General features: G+C 73.7%; 14 protein-coding genes and 1 tRNA gene. 4 read left to right on the top strand and 11 right to left on the bottom strand.

Annotated features, from left to right (window positions below):
• Positions 1–3: 3 nt before the first annotated feature.
• The 4 genes from ABZ836_RS17100 to ABZ836_RS17085 form a co-directional block, all read right to left on the bottom strand.
• A complete protein-coding gene (locus ABZ836_RS17100) occupies positions 4–1,116 on the bottom strand; it encodes an AAA family ATPase (protein ID WP_356135820.1) in 1,113 nt (370 codons plus the stop codon).
• A 10-nt stretch (positions 1,117–1,126) separates the two neighbouring features.
• Positions 1,127–4,474, bottom strand: a complete 3,348-nt coding sequence (locus ABZ836_RS17095; RefSeq protein WP_361142914.1) for a DUF4132 domain-containing protein — start codon at positions 4,472–4,474, stop codon at positions 1,127–1,129.
• A gap of 389 nt (positions 4,475–4,863) precedes the next feature.
• On the bottom strand, positions 4,864–5,298 hold the full coding sequence (locus ABZ836_RS17090) for a hypothetical protein (protein WP_361142911.1): 435 nt from the start codon (positions 5,296–5,298) through the stop codon (positions 4,864–4,866).
• Between the two features lie 122 nt (positions 5,299–5,420).
• Positions 5,421–5,921, bottom strand: a complete 501-nt coding sequence (locus ABZ836_RS17085; protein ID WP_361142908.1) for a GNAT family N-acetyltransferase — start codon at positions 5,919–5,921, stop codon at positions 5,421–5,423.
• Between the two features lie 436 nt (positions 5,922–6,357).
• On the opposite strand from ABZ836_RS17085, the gene ABZ836_RS17080 reads away from it, so the two are divergent.
• A complete protein-coding gene (locus ABZ836_RS17080) occupies positions 6,358–7,467 on the top strand; it encodes a hypothetical protein (protein ID WP_361142905.1) in 1,110 nt (369 codons plus the stop codon).
• Positions 7,468–7,548: 81 nt separating this feature from the next.
• Positions 7,549–8,415 carry a DUF3592 domain-containing protein gene (locus ABZ836_RS17075; protein ID WP_361142904.1) on the top strand — a complete coding sequence of 289 codons (867 nt, stop codon included), beginning with the start codon at positions 7,549–7,551 and terminating at the stop codon, positions 8,413–8,415.
• Between the two features lie 225 nt (positions 8,416–8,640).
• Here ABZ836_RS17075 and ABZ836_RS17070 read toward each other — a convergent pair whose 3' ends face one another.
• Together ABZ836_RS17070 and ABZ836_RS17065 are read right to left on the bottom strand one after the other, a co-directional pair.
• The gene (locus ABZ836_RS17070; RefSeq protein ID WP_361142901.1) at positions 8,641–9,153 is read right to left on the bottom strand and encodes a DinB family protein; all 513 of its coding nucleotides are present in this window, start codon (positions 9,151–9,153) and stop codon (positions 8,641–8,643) included.
• 156 nt (positions 9,154–9,309) lie between these two features.
• Positions 9,310–9,383: transfer RNA gene (locus tag ABZ836_RS17065), tRNA-Pro, on the bottom strand.
• A 104-nt stretch (positions 9,384–9,487) separates the two neighbouring features.
• On the opposite strand from ABZ836_RS17065, the gene ABZ836_RS17060 reads away from it, so the two are divergent.
• Positions 9,488–10,021, top strand: coding sequence for a DUF309 domain-containing protein (locus tag ABZ836_RS17060; RefSeq protein ID WP_361142898.1), 534 nt, complete (start codon positions 9,488–9,490; stop codon positions 10,019–10,021).
• A 101-nt stretch (positions 10,022–10,122) separates the two neighbouring features.
• Here the strand turns inward: ABZ836_RS17060 and ABZ836_RS17055 are convergent, their stop codons facing one another.
• A complete protein-coding gene (locus ABZ836_RS17055; RefSeq protein ID WP_361142895.1) occupies positions 10,123–10,896 on the bottom strand; it encodes a sulfite exporter TauE/SafE family protein in 774 nt (257 codons plus the stop codon).
• A gap of 157 nt (positions 10,897–11,053) precedes the next feature.
• Between ABZ836_RS17055 and ABZ836_RS17050 the strand changes: the two genes are divergently transcribed.
• Positions 11,054–12,031: an ABC transporter substrate-binding protein gene (locus ABZ836_RS17050; protein ID WP_361142892.1), complete on the top strand. Its 978-nt coding sequence runs from the start codon at positions 11,054–11,056 to the stop codon at positions 12,029–12,031.
• Positions 12,032–12,423: 392 nt separating this feature from the next.
• Here ABZ836_RS17050 and lhgO read toward each other — a convergent pair whose 3' ends face one another.
• The 4 genes from lhgO to ABZ836_RS17030 all read right to left on the bottom strand — a co-directional run bounded on the left by lhgO (position 12,424) and on the right by ABZ836_RS17030 (position 15,994).
• Positions 12,424–13,641, bottom strand: coding sequence for an L-2-hydroxyglutarate oxidase (gene lhgO / locus ABZ836_RS17045; RefSeq protein WP_361142889.1), 1,218 nt, complete (start codon positions 13,639–13,641; stop codon positions 12,424–12,426).
• A 319-nt stretch (positions 13,642–13,960) separates the two neighbouring features.
• Complete coding sequence (locus ABZ836_RS17040; protein WP_361142886.1) at positions 13,961–14,188, bottom strand: hypothetical protein; 228 nt, start codon at positions 14,186–14,188, stop codon at positions 13,961–13,963.
• Positions 14,189–14,200: 12 nt separating this feature from the next.
• A complete protein-coding gene (locus tag ABZ836_RS17035; RefSeq protein ID WP_361142883.1) occupies positions 14,201–15,295 on the bottom strand; it encodes a 4-oxalomesaconate tautomerase in 1,095 nt (364 codons plus the stop codon).
• A gap of 48 nt (positions 15,296–15,343) precedes the next feature.
• A complete protein-coding gene (locus ABZ836_RS17030) occupies positions 15,344–15,994 on the bottom strand; it encodes a GntR family transcriptional regulator (protein WP_356134496.1) in 651 nt (216 codons plus the stop codon).
• Positions 15,995–16,038 lie beyond the last annotated feature (44 nt).

Below are 16,038 nucleotides of genomic sequence, written 5' to 3'. Positions count from 1 at the left end.
GGGTCAGCCGTCCACGAGCAGGTGGCGTGCCCGGTGCAGCGCCTGCCAGTGGTCGCCTCGCCGCCGGCCGGCCTGGTCGAGGAAGCGGCGCAGGCGGGCGAGGTCGTCGGGACTGTCCTTGGCGGCGGTCCCGGCGAGGCAGGCGACCACGTCGGTCGCGTCCCCGGGCTCGCCCCGCAGGAACCAGCCGCGCACGCCCACGGCGTGGGCGACGGAGACGGCTTCCGCGGTGCTCATCACGGCCGCGCCCCGCCCGGCGCGGTCCTCGGCGCCCCGCAGTTCGCGGAAGGCCCCGACGAGCACCTCCAGGACGCCCCGGTCCGGCGGCGCCTCCACCCCGGACGCCTGGAGCAGGGCGGTGGCCTCCGCCTCGACCAGGTCGAGTTCGGTGTCGAAGTCCGCGATGGGGAAGACCGTCTCGAAGGTGAAGCGGCGTTTGAGGGCCGCGCTCATCTCGTTGACACCGCGGTCGCGGGTGTTGGCGGTGGCGATCACGTTGAAGCCCTGCCGGGCGAAGACCATGCCGTCGGGGCCGTCGAGTTCGGGCACCGCGATCACCCGTTCCGACAGCAGCGAGAGCAGGGAGTCCTGGACCTCGAGCGGGCAGCGGGTGATCTCCTCGAAGCGGACGATCCTGCCCTCGGTCATGCCCTTCAGCATGGGGGCGGGCACCAGGGAGCGCCGGGAGGGGCCCTCGGCGACCAGGAGGGCGTAGTTCCAGGAGTACTTGATCTGGTCCTCGGTGGTGGCCGCGCCGCCCTGCACGGTGAGGGTGGAGCTGCCGCTGACGGCGGCGGCGATCAGCTCGGAGAGCAGGGACTTGGCGGTGCCGGGCTCCCCCACCAGCATCAGGCCGCGGTTGGTGGCCAGGGTGACCAGGGCGCGCTCCACCAGGGAGGGGCTGCCGGCGAACTTGGGGCTGATGCCGGTCTCCGGGTCGCCGCAGACGAAGCGGCGGGCGGCCCGCAGGCCGAGCTGCCAGCCCGGCGGGCGCGGTCCGGTGTCCTGTGCCCTCAGCGCGGCCAGTTCGTCGGCGTACCGCACCTCGGCGGGCGGGCGTTGGAGCCGTGCTCCGGCGGGGGCGGCCTCGACGGCCGCCGTGATGTCCGTGGTCATGGTCGGGGCGTCACTTCTCGGTGAGCTGGGTGAGGTCGGCGAGGAACTCGGAGGCGGTGACGGCGTCGACGTCTCCCAGGCGCAGCGTGTGGGGGTCGAACCCGCGGTAGTCGCCGGGGACGTCGTCCAGCCAGACCTCGCCGAGCGGCTGGTCGGGGAACTCGTCGACCATGCCGACGGCGATGCCCTCCTCGAGCTGGATCACCAGGAAGCGGTCGCCGGGGAGGCGCTTGGAGATCCAGCGCTCCACGCCGTTGTCCTCGGGGTTGCCCCGTTCCCAGCCGCGTTTGGTGAGGCCGAGCAGCTTGCCGACCTGCACGGTGACGCCCTCGAAGCGGGTCAGCCGGTGACCGCCGGCCTCCTCCTCGGTGAGGGTGTGCACGGGCCTGCCGAGCTGCGGGAACGGCTGGAGGATCTCGTAGTCGGCGAACAGCTCGGCCCACGCCTCCAGGTCGGCGCCCAGGTGCAGGGGGTGGGCGAGGCGGACGTCGGCGCCGTCGGGGAGGGTCCACTCGTCGTCGTGGACGTCGGCGAAGGTGCGGTCCTCGGCGACGCGGAAGGCGGTGGTGGCGCCGTCGTGGTCGGCGAGCCAGACCAGGCGGCGCACCAGGTGCCACACCAGGGGGTGGCCGACGAGCAGTTCGCGGAACTCGGCGGCGGTCCAGGAGCGGCCCGAGACCATGGCGGCCTCCAGGCGGCGCACCTGGTCGGAGGCGAGGGTGCGGACCTCCTTCTTGAGGGCGGCGAACCGCTTGCGTTCGGCGGGTGCGAGTTCCGGGTCGTCCTTGACGCCGGGCGCGGGCAGGGCCTTGCGGCGCTTGCCGTCGCCGTCGAGGACGTAGGGGCGCAGCTGTTCGTCGAAGCCGACGGTGAAGCGGCGCGGGCCGTAGTCGATGACGGTGCTGCCGTCGGCGGAGAGCCCGAGGTCGGGCACGAGGCGGTCGGCGAGCTGCTCGCCGGTGAGCCCGAGGCCCTCGGCGACCTCCTCGATCTTCTCCTGGGCGCGCTTCTTGAGTGCCTTGAAGGGCACGCGCTGGGAGATGCCGTGCAGGTGCGCCAGGGCGGCGTCGGTGCCGATGGCGGCGAGGACCGCGAGGCCCTCGACGGCGCGGTGGTGGGCGCTCTCGCCGGGCCAGGCGCGGATGACGGGGGTCAGGCGGCGCACGCTGTCGTCGTCGCCGAGCATGCCGAGCGCGTGCAGGGCCCAGGTGTCCTGGGCGGGCATGCCGTTGAACCTCCAGGCCTCGAAGAGGGCCCAAGCGAACTCGGCGAGGGAGCGGGCCTCGCAGTGCTCCTGGAGGAGGCGGACGCCCGGGTAGGGGTCGCCGGGCTTCGAGAGCTGCAGCATGGTGACGGCGTGCCGGACGGCGTCCGCGGGCAGGGCGCCGCCGCCGTCGGCGAGCAGGAGCTGCGGGAGCAGCGCGGGGTCGGCCCAGGCGCAGGGGGCGGGCATCTTCGCCGGGAGGGCGTTCACCAGCGGGTCGGCGGCGAGGGTCTCCGCCACCAGGCCGGCCACCTCCTCGCCGTGCACGGCGGCGATCCGGCCCACGACGGTCTCGGTGCCGAGCTGTCCGGCGAGCAGGCGCAGCGCGTGTTCCGCGGCGGCGCGGGCCTTGCCCGCGCGGCCGACGGCGTCGGGCGCGAGCAGCGGGGCGGCGGCCTCGCCGTGCCGCTGCAGCCAGGTGCGGGCGACGGCGGCCGTGGACTTGAGCCGGGTCAGCCAGTCCGCCATCCGGCGGGCCACCTCGACGCTGCGGTAGGGCAGGAGCAGCGGTCCCAGGGTGGCGGGGTGCCGGGCGGAGACTCTCAGCAGCATGGGCAGGGCGTGCAGGCCGTGGCGGGCGGCCACGGGCTTCAGGTAGGTCTCGCCGTCCCAGAGGTCCTCGGGGTCGAAGGCGGACAGCAGGGGCCGGACGACGTCCTCGGGGCAGACCACGAAGAGGTGGGCGTCCCACGCCCGGTGCGGGGACTCGCCCCTGCGGAGTCCTTCGATCTCGCTCTTCCACGCGTAGTCGGGGCGCCAGCGGGCGTGCCAGGCGGCCCGCTGGGAGTTGGCCGCCGCCCACGCCTCCTGCTCCTTGTCCGCCCAGTGGAGTTCCGGCTCGGGGTCGGCGCCCGGCTCGGCCGACCGGGGCTTGGCGCGCTTGCGCTCCCGCATCCAGGGCGGCGAGACCAGCACGTCGGGCAGCGCCTCGGCCGGCGCGTCCGCGACGCGGCCGGGCAAGCCCTCCAGCAGCGGGGTCACGAGGGCGGCGGTCCCCTCCGGGAGGTCGGGCAGCGCCTCCCGGACGAGGGCGGCGTGGGAGACGACGTGCGAGGTGAGCAACTGCTGGAGCAGGGCGGCCTCGTCCTTGTCCTTGTCCGCGGCGGTCACCGCGGCGGACAGCAGGCGCAGGGCGCGCAGGGGGTAGCGTCGCATGGCCTCGAGGAGGGTGGGGCGGACGGCGCGGTCGTCGGCGCGCTGGAGCAGCAGTGCGAAGGCCTCGTCGGTGGGCAGTTCGAGGAGCCAGCCGGCCGTCGTGCGGTAGCGCTCCGCGTCGTGCCACCTCCCGAACCGCTCGGCCAGCAGCGGCGCGAAGGCGGGGCCGACGCGGTCGGCGAGCGTGGCGACCAGCTGCGCGCTCCAGCCGCTCCACTGCAGTCCGGCCTCACCCTCGAAGCAGTCGAGCTGGTCGGGGCGGTACACCAGGGAGAGCAGCATCAGCCGGAGTTCGGCGTCGGCGGGCAGCGGGGCGACGCAACACGCGTCGATCCATTCGCGCTCGTCGGGCATCAGGTGGGCGGCCAGGATGCGGCGGGCGGCGGTGTCGCCGCAGGAGGCGAGTTCCTCCCTGGTCCGCCGGTACGTCTCCTCGTCGGCGGCGGCGATCAGCAGGCGGAGCCGGTCGGCCATCCCACCGCGCAGCCAGGAGAGGTTCGGGGCGTCGGGTGCCGTGCGGCGCAGTTCGGGGTTGCCGCGCACCTGGCCGGCCTGCCGGTAGTGGGCCTCGACGGCGGTCATCTCCACCAGCGTCCGGGCGGCGAACGGCAGTCCGTGCTGCAGCACCCAGAAGTCGACGAAGAGACTCTGCAACTGGTGGTGGAAGGCGATCCGGGTGAAGACGGCGGCGCCGAGGGGGTTGTGATCCCCGTCCACGTAGGCGCGGGCGGCCGCGACCAGACCGGGGTCGCTCTGCGGGGCGTTGAGCATCCGCCCGATCCACCCCGCCTCGTCGCTGAGCTGCCGTGAGATCCGCGCCGGCGCCTCTGCCGACGGACGCGCCGTCCCGCCGCGCCGCAGCGGGGCCGGGACCGCCCTCCGCCAGGCGGCGGGCATCTCGAACAGGTCCTCGGCGGCCAGTTGCTCGCGCACAGTCATCGCACGCCCTCCCCCACCGGCCACGACGGGGCCGGCTCGATCGCTCGCTCGTTCATCCATGCATTCGTTCGTTCGTTCGTGGATCACGCTAGCCCCCACCACCGACAAACAACCGGCCGGCCCGAACGCCCCCGCTCGAACGCGCCTACCGCGGAACTGGGCGGTTGGCGGCTGCGTACTCGTCCGCGATGCCGAAGACGCCGGCGCACTGCGGGCATGCGGCCCGGCCGAAGAGGTGGGCGACACCGTCGGCGAGGATCTCCTGCCCGTCGCCGACGGCGGTCCACGTCGCCCCGGTGCCAGTCCCGGATCGGACGGCTGCGATGCCGTGATCACACGACCCGCTACGGGAGCCTCACACGGTTCTCGCCCTGACTGGTGCGTTGATATCACTTGCTCGACAGGCAGAGGTCGCCGGACCAGGTTTCGCATCGGACACGGCCGGAGTCGAAGGTGATCTCCAGGGCGATCCGGCCAGTTTCCGGGATGCTCTCCTCGCTGACTGCCCGCACCGTCTCGCCAAGGTGATCTGCGAATGGGGTCTCGCCACCGACAGGCGCCACCTCGACGCGTCCTGACTCCGCCATGTCGTACCCGGCGAAGGGTGCCGATGCCTCCACGATCAGGCACCAGTCCGAACCGGTCGTGATCAGCGTGGAGACTGCTTCGCTGTCGATCAGCCACACGTCCAGTGGGCCGGACGGAGCCTCCGAGCCATACAGGTGCCACGAGGCGACTACTTGCTCAAGACGGCGTCCGACCAGGTAGTCGGGACGCACACCGCCCCCGTGCAACGGGCACTCGCTTCGTGTCGTCGACTCCACGCGTCGACCGTACTGCCAGGCGAACACCGAGCTCACGTCCTTGTACGAGACATCCCCTGGACGGTGCCCCTGCCCTCCTCCCCCATTGCAGCGCACGTTGTGACCGGCGGCTGCTCCGCCGGTCACAACGTGCGCTGCATGCACACCAACTGCTCCCGCTCGTCCCAGGACCGCGTGACGGCGAAGCCGAGCCGTTCGTACAGGGCGATGGCGCCGGTCCGCCATTCCCAGACCGAGAGCCGGACGGTGTGCACGCCGCTTTCCGCGGCGTGACGGAGCGCGGCGCTCATCAGGGCCGAGGCGATGCCCTGGCCGCGAGCCTCCGGGTCGGTCCAGAGCCTCTTGATCTCCGACAGTCCGTCGTCCGCGGAGGTCACCACCAGGCATCCCACCACGTCGTCCTCCCGCAGAGCCACCAGAACGAGGTCGTCGGCCAACGCCGTCCCCGGGTCGGTGACCTCTGCCCGGTAGCGGTCGGGCAGGTCGTCCGCGTCGGCCACCGGCGCGCCCTTCTCGGCCTCCGTCTGGAGGTGGTAGGCGGCCAGCAGCGCGGAAAGGCCGTCTCCGACCGAAGGGGTCCGGCCATGCCAGCGGACGATGGCGACCTCACGGTGATCCGTCATGACAGCAGCATCGCATCAGGGCAGGCGGGCCTCCCACCGGCGCTTTCGCGGCTTCCACGAGGCCCTCGGCCGCGACCTCTTACGGCCCGGAGGGCCGTCAGATCCAGGGAGAGCGGGAACGCCCAGGTCAGCGCCGCAAACGCAAGGACGGAAACGACCGTGGGACGACGAAGCCCCGGCTCGGTGCAGTCCACCGGCCGGGGCTTAGCCGTCGCCTTCAGATCGGCCGGCCCCGGGGCCGACTCAGGGACACGCTCATCGGCGTGGTCGAGTAGTCGCGGTTTCCCGGCCCCCGGAACGGTCGTCGTAATCGGCCCATCAGCCACCTGCCCATGTGCCTGGAAGGTGACAACTTCCCTTTTTAGAACCGCCGTTGGGGGGAGAGAAGGCGCCCGGACACCTACCAGCCTGCGGCCCGGGCCGCCACAATCTCGGTATGACGATCACGCCGGCCCCTCCGAGCACAGTGCCGACGCGCCGCAGCCCCCTCGACCTGGCCCGCGGGATCCTCACTGGGGCGGTGATCGGGAGCTCACTCGCCGCACTCGTCGTCGGCACTCTCCTGGAACGCGTTCCCCTGCTGGTCGGTGGCTTGGCCGTCCCCATCGCCTACGGACTGCTGGTCCTCGCCGCTGGGGCGCCCGAGCGCGCACGCGAGGCGGCCGTCGTCCCCCGTACCGCGCTCGCCAGGATCGAGAGCCTGAGCGCCACCGGCGGGGAGACCAGCGACGTGCCCGTCCGCTTCGACCTCACCGTCGCCCCGGACAGCGGACCTTCGTACCGCGTCAAGTCCACCCAGTCCGTCAATCTCGTCGACCTGCTGGACTACGAACCAGGCGGCATCGTCGTCGTCCAGTACCCACCGCACCGGCCGTGGGCGGTGAAGCTGGTGAAGCGCCCGACACCGGAATGGGAGGACCGCGCGACCGCGGCCCGCATCGATTCAGCCCCCGGCCCGGCCCTGACCGAGGAGCCGCCGCCGGACAGCACCTTCAGCGGCTACCTCACCCTCCTCGCCCTGCTGCTCGGCGCGGCCGGCGTGGTCTTCGTGTTCCGTACCGACCTGTTCGGCCCGGAGCACCCAACCGACCGGCCCCCCTCGGCCGCTGGGCCCGCGGAACCCGGCACCTCGTCCACCACGATCGTCTCGGCCGCGTCCGGCACCGTCGCCCTCGGCCCCGGACAGTCCCTGTTCGACGAGGGCCGACTGCGTGCGGCGGTCGATTCCCTCACCAAGGGTGACGGCAGAAAGCGCCAGGCTCTCACCGTCGTCGCGCAGGACCGCGTCCTCACCGTCGTCTTCACCCCTGCGGGCTCGCAGGCGCCCGGCTTCGACCTGGACGCGCTGCCCTACCCGCGCATCCCCGCCCTCGTCCGGGAGGCCAAAACCACTCTCGGCGTCCGCTCCCCGCAGACCTGGCAGCTCACCGCCGAGAGCCTGTCCGGCACCCTCACCCTCAGAGTCGGGGTGGCCGGCCCCGACGGCGCCGCCTCGTTGGAGGCGGACGGCCACGGCGAGATCGTGCGGCGCGTCTCGGCACGCTGACCGACGGACGGGACGGCTTCCGAACAGAACGGGTGAGCCGGGCGGGGCAGGCCATGAGGACCAGGACCAGGAGGAGCGCGGATGGGCTGGCACGGATATCTGGCGTTGTGGTGCATCGTCCTCGGCGCCGTCGCGCTCGTCGGATACGGACGGTCGCTGGCCGGGGTGACCCGCGGCCAGCGGGCGGTCCGCGTCATGGGCCGGATCGAACGGGTCACGGAGCCCCGGCACGGGAGCTCGGGACGCGAGGGGATCGCCGTGGTCGTCACCTTCCGCGATCCCGCCACGGGGCAGGAGTTCACCGTCACCAACGACGGAGACTGCGGCGACCGAATCAGCACGGCCTGGACAGGCCGGGAGATCGGCATCCGCTACCCTCCCGGCCGCCCGCACGCCTACCGCTTCACCACCGACCCGGACGCCGGACGGAGCGGCCTCGGCTGGCCCAACTTCGCGGTCTTCCTCGTCTACGTCGGGCTGGTCGTCGTCGCCTCGATCGACCGGGGCTGGCCGTGGGCCCTGATCGGCTTCGGCGTCCCCTGGACACTGCTGTGCGCGACCTACCTGCCCGGAGCCGTACGCGACTCACGCCTACGCATGGAGGACCTCGCATCCGCCGGTCCGGTCCCGGGCCGCGTCATCGCCGTACTGAAGGACGTCACCGTCGATGAGGACGGCCACACCGCCACCAGCCACACCCCGGTCGTCGCCTTCACCACCCACGACGGCACCGCCGTCACCGCCTACCGCACCGTAGGGCTGAGCGATCCCGCCCGCTCGCGCGGCCGGGACCTCACGATCCACTACCGCCCCGACGACCCGGCCGTCTTCACCACAGACCTCGCCGCCGAACACCGCTCCCACGTCGGCGAGATCGCGTTCACTGCCGGGGCCCTTCTCGTTGGGGTCGCTGCGGCCGTGGCGGGAGGGGTCTTGATCGCGGGCTGACGCCACACCGCCCTTGACGAGCCGGCCCCGCGACCGGCACGACGTCAGGCGACAGCCGCCGCCGAATCGCCGAGCCGGCAAGGGGCCGAACGCGGGGCCAGGCGCGGGGAGCCCGACCGCGGGGCCACGCGCAGGTGGTGGGCGACCTGCAGCCGTTACGGCCGGTACGGCACCTGTTCGCCGTTCGCGATGTCGTCGCCACGGCCGACGCCGCCCGGTGCGGCGCTAAACGCCGGTTGTGCCGTCGACGCGTTCCCGGACCAGGTCGGCGTGGCCGTTGTGGCGGGCGTACTCCTCGATCATGTGGATGTAGATCCAGCGGAGGCTGACGTCCTGCTCCATGAAGCGGCCTGTGTCGGTCAGAGCACGGTCGGTGCAGTGCTCTCGGGCGATGGCGATCTCCGCGTGCCAGGTGGCGAGGGCGTCACTCAGGGTGGCGTCCGCGGCCACCTCGAAGCCGCCGTCGGGGCCGTCCGGGTCGGCCTGCGGGTCGTAGATGGGCGGGACCTGTTCCCCGGCCAGCACGCGACGGAACCAACTGCGCTCCACCTCTGCCATGTGCTGCACGAGACCGGTCAACGTGAAGCCGGACGGAGGCACGGACGCCACGGCAGCCTGCCCGTCGTCCAGGCCCTCGCACTTCATGGCGAGCGTGACGCGATGAAAGTCGAGCCAGCTCTCGAGCGTGGTACGTTCGTCGGCGTTGAGGGGCGGCATGGGGCGTTCGAGGGCGCTCATCGGTCGATTATCGCCGGCAGCCGAGACCGTCGACAGGCAGGACCGCACAGCAGGGCGAACCTCGCCTGTCACGGCACCGGCAACGCCTTCGGCGAAGGCACCTCTGGAAACATCAAGAGGGGCCCCGAAGGACCCCTCCATCCGTGTACGTCACCGTCGGGACGACAGGATTTGAACCTGCGACCCCTTGACCCCCAGTCAAGTGCGCTACCAAGCTGCGCCACGTCCCGGTGCGCTCTCCCGCGGCGGTGCCGCGCGATCACGTGAGGAGTACTTTACCGCACGTCGGAGGCCTGATCGACGCGGCCGAGGGCCCGGGCGGGACAATGGGCGGATGAGCAGCGCATCCGAGAACGGTACGGCCGGCAGCATCCGTGGGGGCCGCCGGGACCGCGACGAGGAGGGGCGGGCGCGCAACGCCCGGCCGCGGGACGGGCTGGGGCGTCCGCTCCCGTACGGGGCCGAGGGCGTCGACCGTCAGCCCGAGGGGGTGGTCCGCACGCCCGCCGACACGGTGGCCGAGGCGCAGGCGCTGCTGGACGCGGGCCGGCCGTTCCACGCGCACGAGGTGTTCGAGGACGCCTGGAAGTCGGGCCCCGAGGAGGAACGCCGGCTCTGGCGGGGGCTGGCCCAGACGGCGGTGGGTCTGACCCACGCGGCGCGCGGCAACCTCACGGGCGGCGCCCGGCTGCTGCGGCGCGGGGCCGGTCATGTCGAGGAGTGGTGCCGTGGAGCGGGGCGGGACGGTGTGCACGGCATGGACCTGACGGCGGTGGCCGCCTGGGCCCGCGCGCTCGCGGCCGACGTGGAGGAGGCGCGGGGCCCGCTGGACCCTCGCGCCCACGCCCCGCACCTGCGCGGCGACTGAGGGACGGCGGGCCGAGCACGTCGCTTCGAACCCCCCTCAGCAGCGTCGAGCCCCCGTGGCCGCGTCGAACCCCGTGGCGGCGTCGAACGGCTCCCGCCCGCTCACCGCAGGAGCAGCTGGAGGGCTCCCAGGACCGTCGCGGCGATGACGAGTTGCTCGAACAGCCGCTGGTTGATGCGGTCGACCGCCCAGCGGCCGAGCAGCGCGCCGGGGATGACGAAGAGCACCAGGGCGGCGTCCAGGAGCAGGGCCTTGGTGTCGATCAGTCCGAGGCCCACGCTGAAGGGGACCTTGGCGACGTTGACGATCAGGAAGAAGAACGCCGAGGTGCCCAGGAAGCCGAACTTCCGGAAGCCGGCGGAGAGCAGGTACATCGACATGACCGGGCCGCCCGCGTTGGCGACCATGGTGGTGAAGCCTCCCAGGACGCCGTAGGAGCGGGCCTTGATCCGCCCGGCCCGGGTGACGACGGCGTCGGGGTCGTCCGCCCGGCCGGCGCGGCGGGTCCGCCACACGGTGAGGCCGGTCATCAGCAGCAGCGTCAGGCCGATGGAGACGCGGACCACGCCGTCGTCGGCCCACATCAGGAAGAGGGTGCCGAGGACGACGCCCACCGCCACGGCGGGGAACAGCCGCCAGAGGGTGGGCCAATGGGCGTGCCGCCGGTAGGTCAGCACCGCCAGCACGTCGCCCGCGATCAGCACCGGAAGCAGCACGCCGACGGACTCCCGGGCCGGGAGCACGGCGGCGAACACCGCCAGGCTGACCGTGTTGGCGCCGCTGACCGAGGTCTTGGAGAAGCCGACGAGCAGGGTCGCGGCGGCGAGTGCGGCGAAGCCCCAGGGGCTGATGTTCCAGAGCGTCATCGTGTCCATGCGGAGACCGATGGTACGGGGAACGATCTTTCGCCGGAGCGGTGCCGCCGGGGCAGGTGCGGCACGGGGGTGCTGGCGGCGCCGACACGCGTCGTCTCGAACCGGGCACCCTACTCCCGGTAGCGTTCCGATCACCTTCGTCGCGAGGAGTGCCCGTATGCCGATGCCGTCGATCCGCCACCGGCCCACGCGCCGGGCCGTGCGCCTGCCCGTGGCCGTCGCCGCCTGTGCGGCGTTGCTGCTCGCGGGCTGCACCGGTGAGGATCTGGGCCCCGCCGAGGGGTCGGAGGACTCGGAGATCACGGGGCCGGTGGGCACCCGCCGGATCGTGGACGCGCGCGGGCGGACGGTGGAGGTGCCGCTCGGTGCGCAGCGGGTGGTGACGCTCAGCCGGTCGACCCTGGACGCGGCGCTCGCGCTCGGCGTGGAGCCGTACGGGACGGCGGTGTTCGCCGAGGACGGGGGCCGGACGCCGTCCTATCTGGCGGACCGGGCCGTGCCGGCGCGGGTGGTGGCCGAGGAGGGACGGGTCCGGGCGGGGCGTCTGAAGGAGCTGGAGCCGGACCTGATCCTGGTCGACGAGTCCACCCCCGCGGTGGACAGCCTGGCGGCGCTGCAGGCCGTGGCCCCGACGGTGGTGACCTCGACGGGCCGGTACGGCTGGAAGCAGGCGTTCACGGCGACGGCGGAGGCCCTCAACATGGCCTCGGCGGCCCAGCAGGTGCTGAGTCAGTACGGGGCCGAACTCGCCGAGACGGCGCGGGTGGTGGGGCCGCGGCTGGAAGGCACAAGTCGGGCGGTGGGCGTGGTGCGGTGGTCGGGCGACGCGTTGGTGCGGCCGGCGGCGGCCGACCATGTGCGCTCCACGCTGGCGTCGCTGGGCCTGGGCCGCGCCCCGGGCAGGGGCACGGACGGCGACTGGGTGTTCTTCGGGGTGCGCGGCGGCGGGCGGGAGGAGGCGGTGCAGGCGTTCTCCTCGGCGCGGGACCGCCCGGCGCTGGCCTCGCTCTCCGGGGCGGAGGGGAGGGACCGGGTGACGGTGGTGGACGGGTCTGCCTGGGAGGGGCCGGGCGGCCCCATCGCCGCCCGCACGGTGCTCCAGGACGTACGGCGTGCGGTGGCCTCGTCCGGCTGAACGGGGCCACATCCCGTTGACGCCGTCACCCCCGGCCCCCGCGACAACCGCCGCCCGCACCGCGGCCGGGAGCCCCGTCGGCTGCCGGACGGGACCACCGCCCGGCAGCCGACGGGGCAGCAGCCGCAGCCGCAGCCGACGGGACCCCTCCCCGCAGGCGAACGAAGCGGCAGCCGGAGCCGCTGCCCGAAGTCGGACGGGCAGCAGCCGGAATCGGACGGGCCAACAGCCGGAACCGGACGGGACCGCCGCCCGAAGTCGGACGGGCCAACAGCCGGAACCGGTCGGGACCGCCGCCCGAAGCCGGACGGGCCAACAGCCGGAACCGGACGGGACCGCCGCCCGGGAGGCGAACGGAGCGGCAGCCCGGGCCGGGCGGGCGGCGCCCCCGCTCAGGCGGAGGGGGCGCGGTCCAGGACGGCGTCCGCGATGTGCTCGGCGATGGCCATGGACGACGTCGCCGCGGGCGAGGGCGCGTTGCGCACGGCGGTGACCGGGCCGAGGTGGTGGACGACGAAGTCGTCCACCAGCGCCCCGTCGCGGCCCAGCGCCTGGGCCCGCACACCCGCCCCCGCCCGCACCACGTCACCCGGTCCGATGCCGGGGACGTACGCCTCGGCGGCCTTCATGTAGGCCCGGACGGACAAGGACCCCCGCATCTCGCGGGCGCCGGTGCGCCAGTGCTTCCTGGCCAGCCGCCAGGTGCCGGGGAAGGCGGCGACCCGGGCGAGTTCCCGCGGATCGACGTCGGTGAGCCGGTAGCCCTCGCGGGCGAAGGCGAGGACGGCGTTCGGGCCGACCTCCACGGAGCCGTCGACCCGCCGGGTGAAGTGGACGCCGAGGAACGGATAGCGCGGGTCCGGCACCGGATAGACCAGGCCGCGCACCAGGCCGGCCTTCTCCGGCCGGATGGTCATGTACTCGCCCCGGAAGGGGACGATGCGCGGGTCGGCCGGGTCGCCGGCGAGCCGGGCCACCCGGTCGCTCTGCAGGCCGGCGCAGATCACCAGGCGGTCGACGTGGACCAGCGACTTGCCGTCCCGCGAGATCACCTCCACGCTGCCGTCGGCGCCCTCGCGGATCCGGCCGACGGGGAAGCCGAGGCGGACCTCGCCGCCGGCGTCCTCGACGTCCTGGGCGAAGGAGCGGGCAACGGCCGTGTAGTCGGTGATCGCGGTGCGCGGCGAGTGGATCGCGGCGAGCCCGGCGGCGTGCGGCTCGACCTCGCGGATCGCCGCCGCGGGGATCCGCCGGACGCCGGGCACCCGGTTCTCCAGGGCGTTGGCGTACAGCGCCTCCAGCCGCGGGACCTCCTCCGGGGTGACGGCCACGACCAGCTTGCCGCACTCGTCGTAGGGCAGGCCGCGGTCCTGGCAGTACTCCCGGAGCAGGGACACACCGCGGGCGCACAGGGTGGCCTTGAGACTGCCGGGGCGGTAGTAGATCCCGGCGTGCACCACGCCGGAGTTGTGGCCGGTCTGGTGGGCGGCGATCCTCCGCTCCTTGTCCAGCACCACGACCCGGGTACCGGGGCGGCGCGCGGCGATCTCCCGCGCGGTGGCGAGGCCGACGATTCCGGCGCCCACGACGCCGATCGTTTCCTCGGGCATCGGCTCTCCTTCCTGACGGCCCGGTGCGGGTCCGGGGACCTCGGACGATCCTCTCCCGACAGGGGGCGGAGGGGGAAGATCGGCGAAGCGCAGCGGCACGCCCGCTCGCGTACCCCGCGCCTCGGGCTCGTCCCGTCGTGGGCGGTGGCGAGCCGGCCACCGCCCGAGTGGGCCCGTCGCACACGCGGAACGGGCCCCGGTCGGGCGCGGTGAGGCGCCCGCCTGCCGTTGCCTCGGCCCACCGGCGGGGTGCCGTGGGTGGGGAAGGACTCGATGGTCGTGAGGCCCCACGCCGGGCCCGCGGCGCGCCCCGCCTCGGTCAGGTGATCAGCGCCCGGTCGGGGGTCTGCTGGACGGCGTGCTGGTGCGGGCCGGTCTCGAAGAACACGTCGTTGCAGAGGCAGAGGCAGAGGCAGCGGCAGCAGCAGAGGCAGCGGCAGCGGCAGCGGCAGCGGCAGCAGCGGAGGCAGCGGCAGCGGCCGGCCGGCGCGGGGGGCGAAGCGGCCCGGGCCGGTGCGGGTGCCGTGTCTCCCGGCGGCGGGGTCACCGCTGCGTCTCCTCACGTGGCGCGTGCGGTTCCGGCGGGACGGGGGAAGACCGTGCCGTCGAAGATCTTGCGGGCGGTGCGGACCACCGCGGTGCGGCGGGCGGCCGGCGGGGCGCCGTCACCGCCCTGGTCGACGGCGGACTCGAGGTCGAAGAAGCCGGTGGGGTGCTCGACGCGCACCCGGTCGCCCCTCTCCGGGAGGCGGGCGACGCCCTCGCCGACGGACCCCGCGAGACGGATCCCGGCGGCCACGCCTGCGGCGCCGAGGACGCCGATGGAGGTGTGGCAGCGCACCGGGATGAAGGTGCGGGTGGTGACGGCGCCCTGGTCCGAGCGGGGCGGGGCCAGCAGGGTCAGCTTGGGCACGGTGGTGTGCTCGACGTCGCCGAGGCCCATCAGGTGGCCGGCGGCGAGCCGGATCTCGCGCAGCCGCGCGGCGAGTTCGCGGTCGGCCTCGAGTTCGGCGGGGCTCTCGTAGCCGGTGACGCCCAGGTCGGCCGCGGCCATCAGGACCACCGGCATGCCGTTGTCGACGCAGGTGACGCGGACGCCGGCGATCTCGTCGCGGACCTTCCCGGTGGGCAGCAGGGGGCCGGCGCCGGGCGGGAAGTCGACGACGACGGGAGCGGCGGCGCCGGGCACGCCGGATATCTCCGCGTCGCCGGCGTAGGAGACCCGGCCTCCGGGGGTGGGCACCTGGGCGACGGCGTGGTCGCCGCTGTTCACCATGCGGATGCGGACGGCGGTGGTGCCCTCCCTGGCCGGGACCAGGCCGCGCTCGACGGCGAAGGGGCCCACTCCGGCCAGCAGGTTCCCGCAGTTCTGGCGGTCGGACACCTCGGCGGCGTCCACCGCGACCTGGAGGAAGAGGTAGTCGACGTCCGCGGCGGGGTCGGTGGAAGGCGCGACCACGGCGACCTTGCTGGTGAGCGGGTGGCCGCCACCGAGTCCGTCGATCTGTCGCGGGTCCGGGCTGCCCATCACCCGCAGCAGCAGTCCGTCGCGCTCGGCGGGGTCCGCGGGCAGGTCGTCCGCGAGGAAGTAGGCGCCCTTGGAGGTGCCGCCGCGCATCAGCATGCAGCGGACCTCGTCGTGCCGGCGGGTCATGGTCCAGCCTCCTTGGACAGGTTCCGGACGCCCTTCCCGCCGGGGCGATCACTCGCGCAGCGCGGCGATCACACTCGTGAGATGGGCGCGGACGGCCTGGTCGGCCGCCTCGGGGTTCCTGGCCGTCACCGCGTCGATGATGGCCAGGTGTTCGGGCAGGGACTTCTGCGGCCGCCCCGGCCGCAGCGCCAACTGGAAGCGGTGGCGCACCAGTTGGCCGTTCAGGCGCTCCAGGAGCTCGTTGGCGACGCTCTGCCCGGAGTACTCCCTGAGCAGGGAGTGCAGCTCGCGGTTGAGCTGCGAGTAGGTCATCGCCTCGCCGTCGGCCACCGCCCTGGACATGTCGGAGCCCAGCCGGCGGAGCCGGTCGAGCTGTTCCTCGGTGGCCGCCAGGGCCGCCTTGGCCGCGCACAGCCCTTCCAGGACCATGCGGCACTCGGTGATGGCGACCGCCTCCTCGACGCTCACCACCCGCACCCGCGACCCGCGGTTGCGGATCCGTTCGACCAGTCCCTCGGCCGCCAGATCGATGAGGGCGGCCCGGATGCTCGCCCGGGTGACGTCGAACTGCTCGGCGAGCTCGTTCTCCACCAGCCGCTGGGCAGGGGCCATGTCACCGCGCAGGATCGCGTCCCGCAGGAGCTTCAAGGCGTGCTGCTTGGCCTTTTCCCCGGTGCCCGGACGAGCGCTCGGATCCATGTGCCCTCCCTGAGTGCGTGTCGAACGTAGAGCCGGCCCGACAG

Source organism: Streptomyces sp. NPDC047130, assembly GCF_040643475.1.
Classification (GTDB): domain Bacteria; phylum Actinomycetota; class Actinomycetes; order Streptomycetales; family Streptomycetaceae; genus Streptomyces.
This window is presented reverse-complemented; position numbering and strand designations above follow the sequence as displayed.

Bases quoted from the DNA above. Each gene is read 5' to 3' on its own strand.
- ABZ836_RS17100 (WP_356135820.1), bottom strand. From the start codon at position 1,116: ATGACCACGGACATCACGGCGGCCGTCGAGGCCGCCCCCGCCGGAGCA.
- ABZ836_RS17095 (WP_361142914.1), bottom strand. From the start codon at position 4,474: ATGACTGTGCGCGAGCAACTGGCCGCCGAGGACCTGTTCGAGATGCCC.
- ABZ836_RS17085 (WP_361142908.1), bottom strand. From the start codon at position 5,921: ATGACGGATCACCGTGAGGTCGCCATCGTCCGCTGGCATGGCCGGACC.
- ABZ836_RS17080 (WP_361142905.1), top strand. From the start codon at position 6,358: ATGACGATCACGCCGGCCCCTCCGAGCACAGTGCCGACGCGCCGCAGC.
- ABZ836_RS17075 (WP_361142904.1), top strand. From the start codon at position 7,549: ATGGGCTGGCACGGATATCTGGCGTTGTGGTGCATCGTCCTCGGCGCC.
- ABZ836_RS17070 (WP_361142901.1), bottom strand. From the start codon at position 9,153: ATGAGCGCCCTCGAACGCCCCATGCCGCCCCTCAACGCCGACGAACGT.
- ABZ836_RS17060 (WP_361142898.1), top strand. From the start codon at position 9,488: ATGAGCAGCGCATCCGAGAACGGTACGGCCGGCAGCATCCGTGGGGGC.
- ABZ836_RS17055 (WP_361142895.1), bottom strand. From the start codon at position 10,896: ATGGACACGATGACGCTCTGGAACATCAGCCCCTGGGGCTTCGCCGCA.
- ABZ836_RS17050 (WP_361142892.1), top strand. From the start codon at position 11,054: ATGCCGATGCCGTCGATCCGCCACCGGCCCACGCGCCGGGCCGTGCGC.
- lhgO (WP_361142889.1), bottom strand. From the start codon at position 13,641: ATGCCCGAGGAAACGATCGGCGTCGTGGGCGCCGGAATCGTCGGCCTC.
- ABZ836_RS17035 (WP_361142883.1), bottom strand. From the start codon at position 15,295: ATGACCCGCCGGCACGACGAGGTCCGCTGCATGCTGATGCGCGGCGGC.
- ABZ836_RS17030 (WP_356134496.1), bottom strand. From the start codon at position 15,994: ATGGATCCGAGCGCTCGTCCGGGCACCGGGGAAAAGGCCAAGCAGCAC.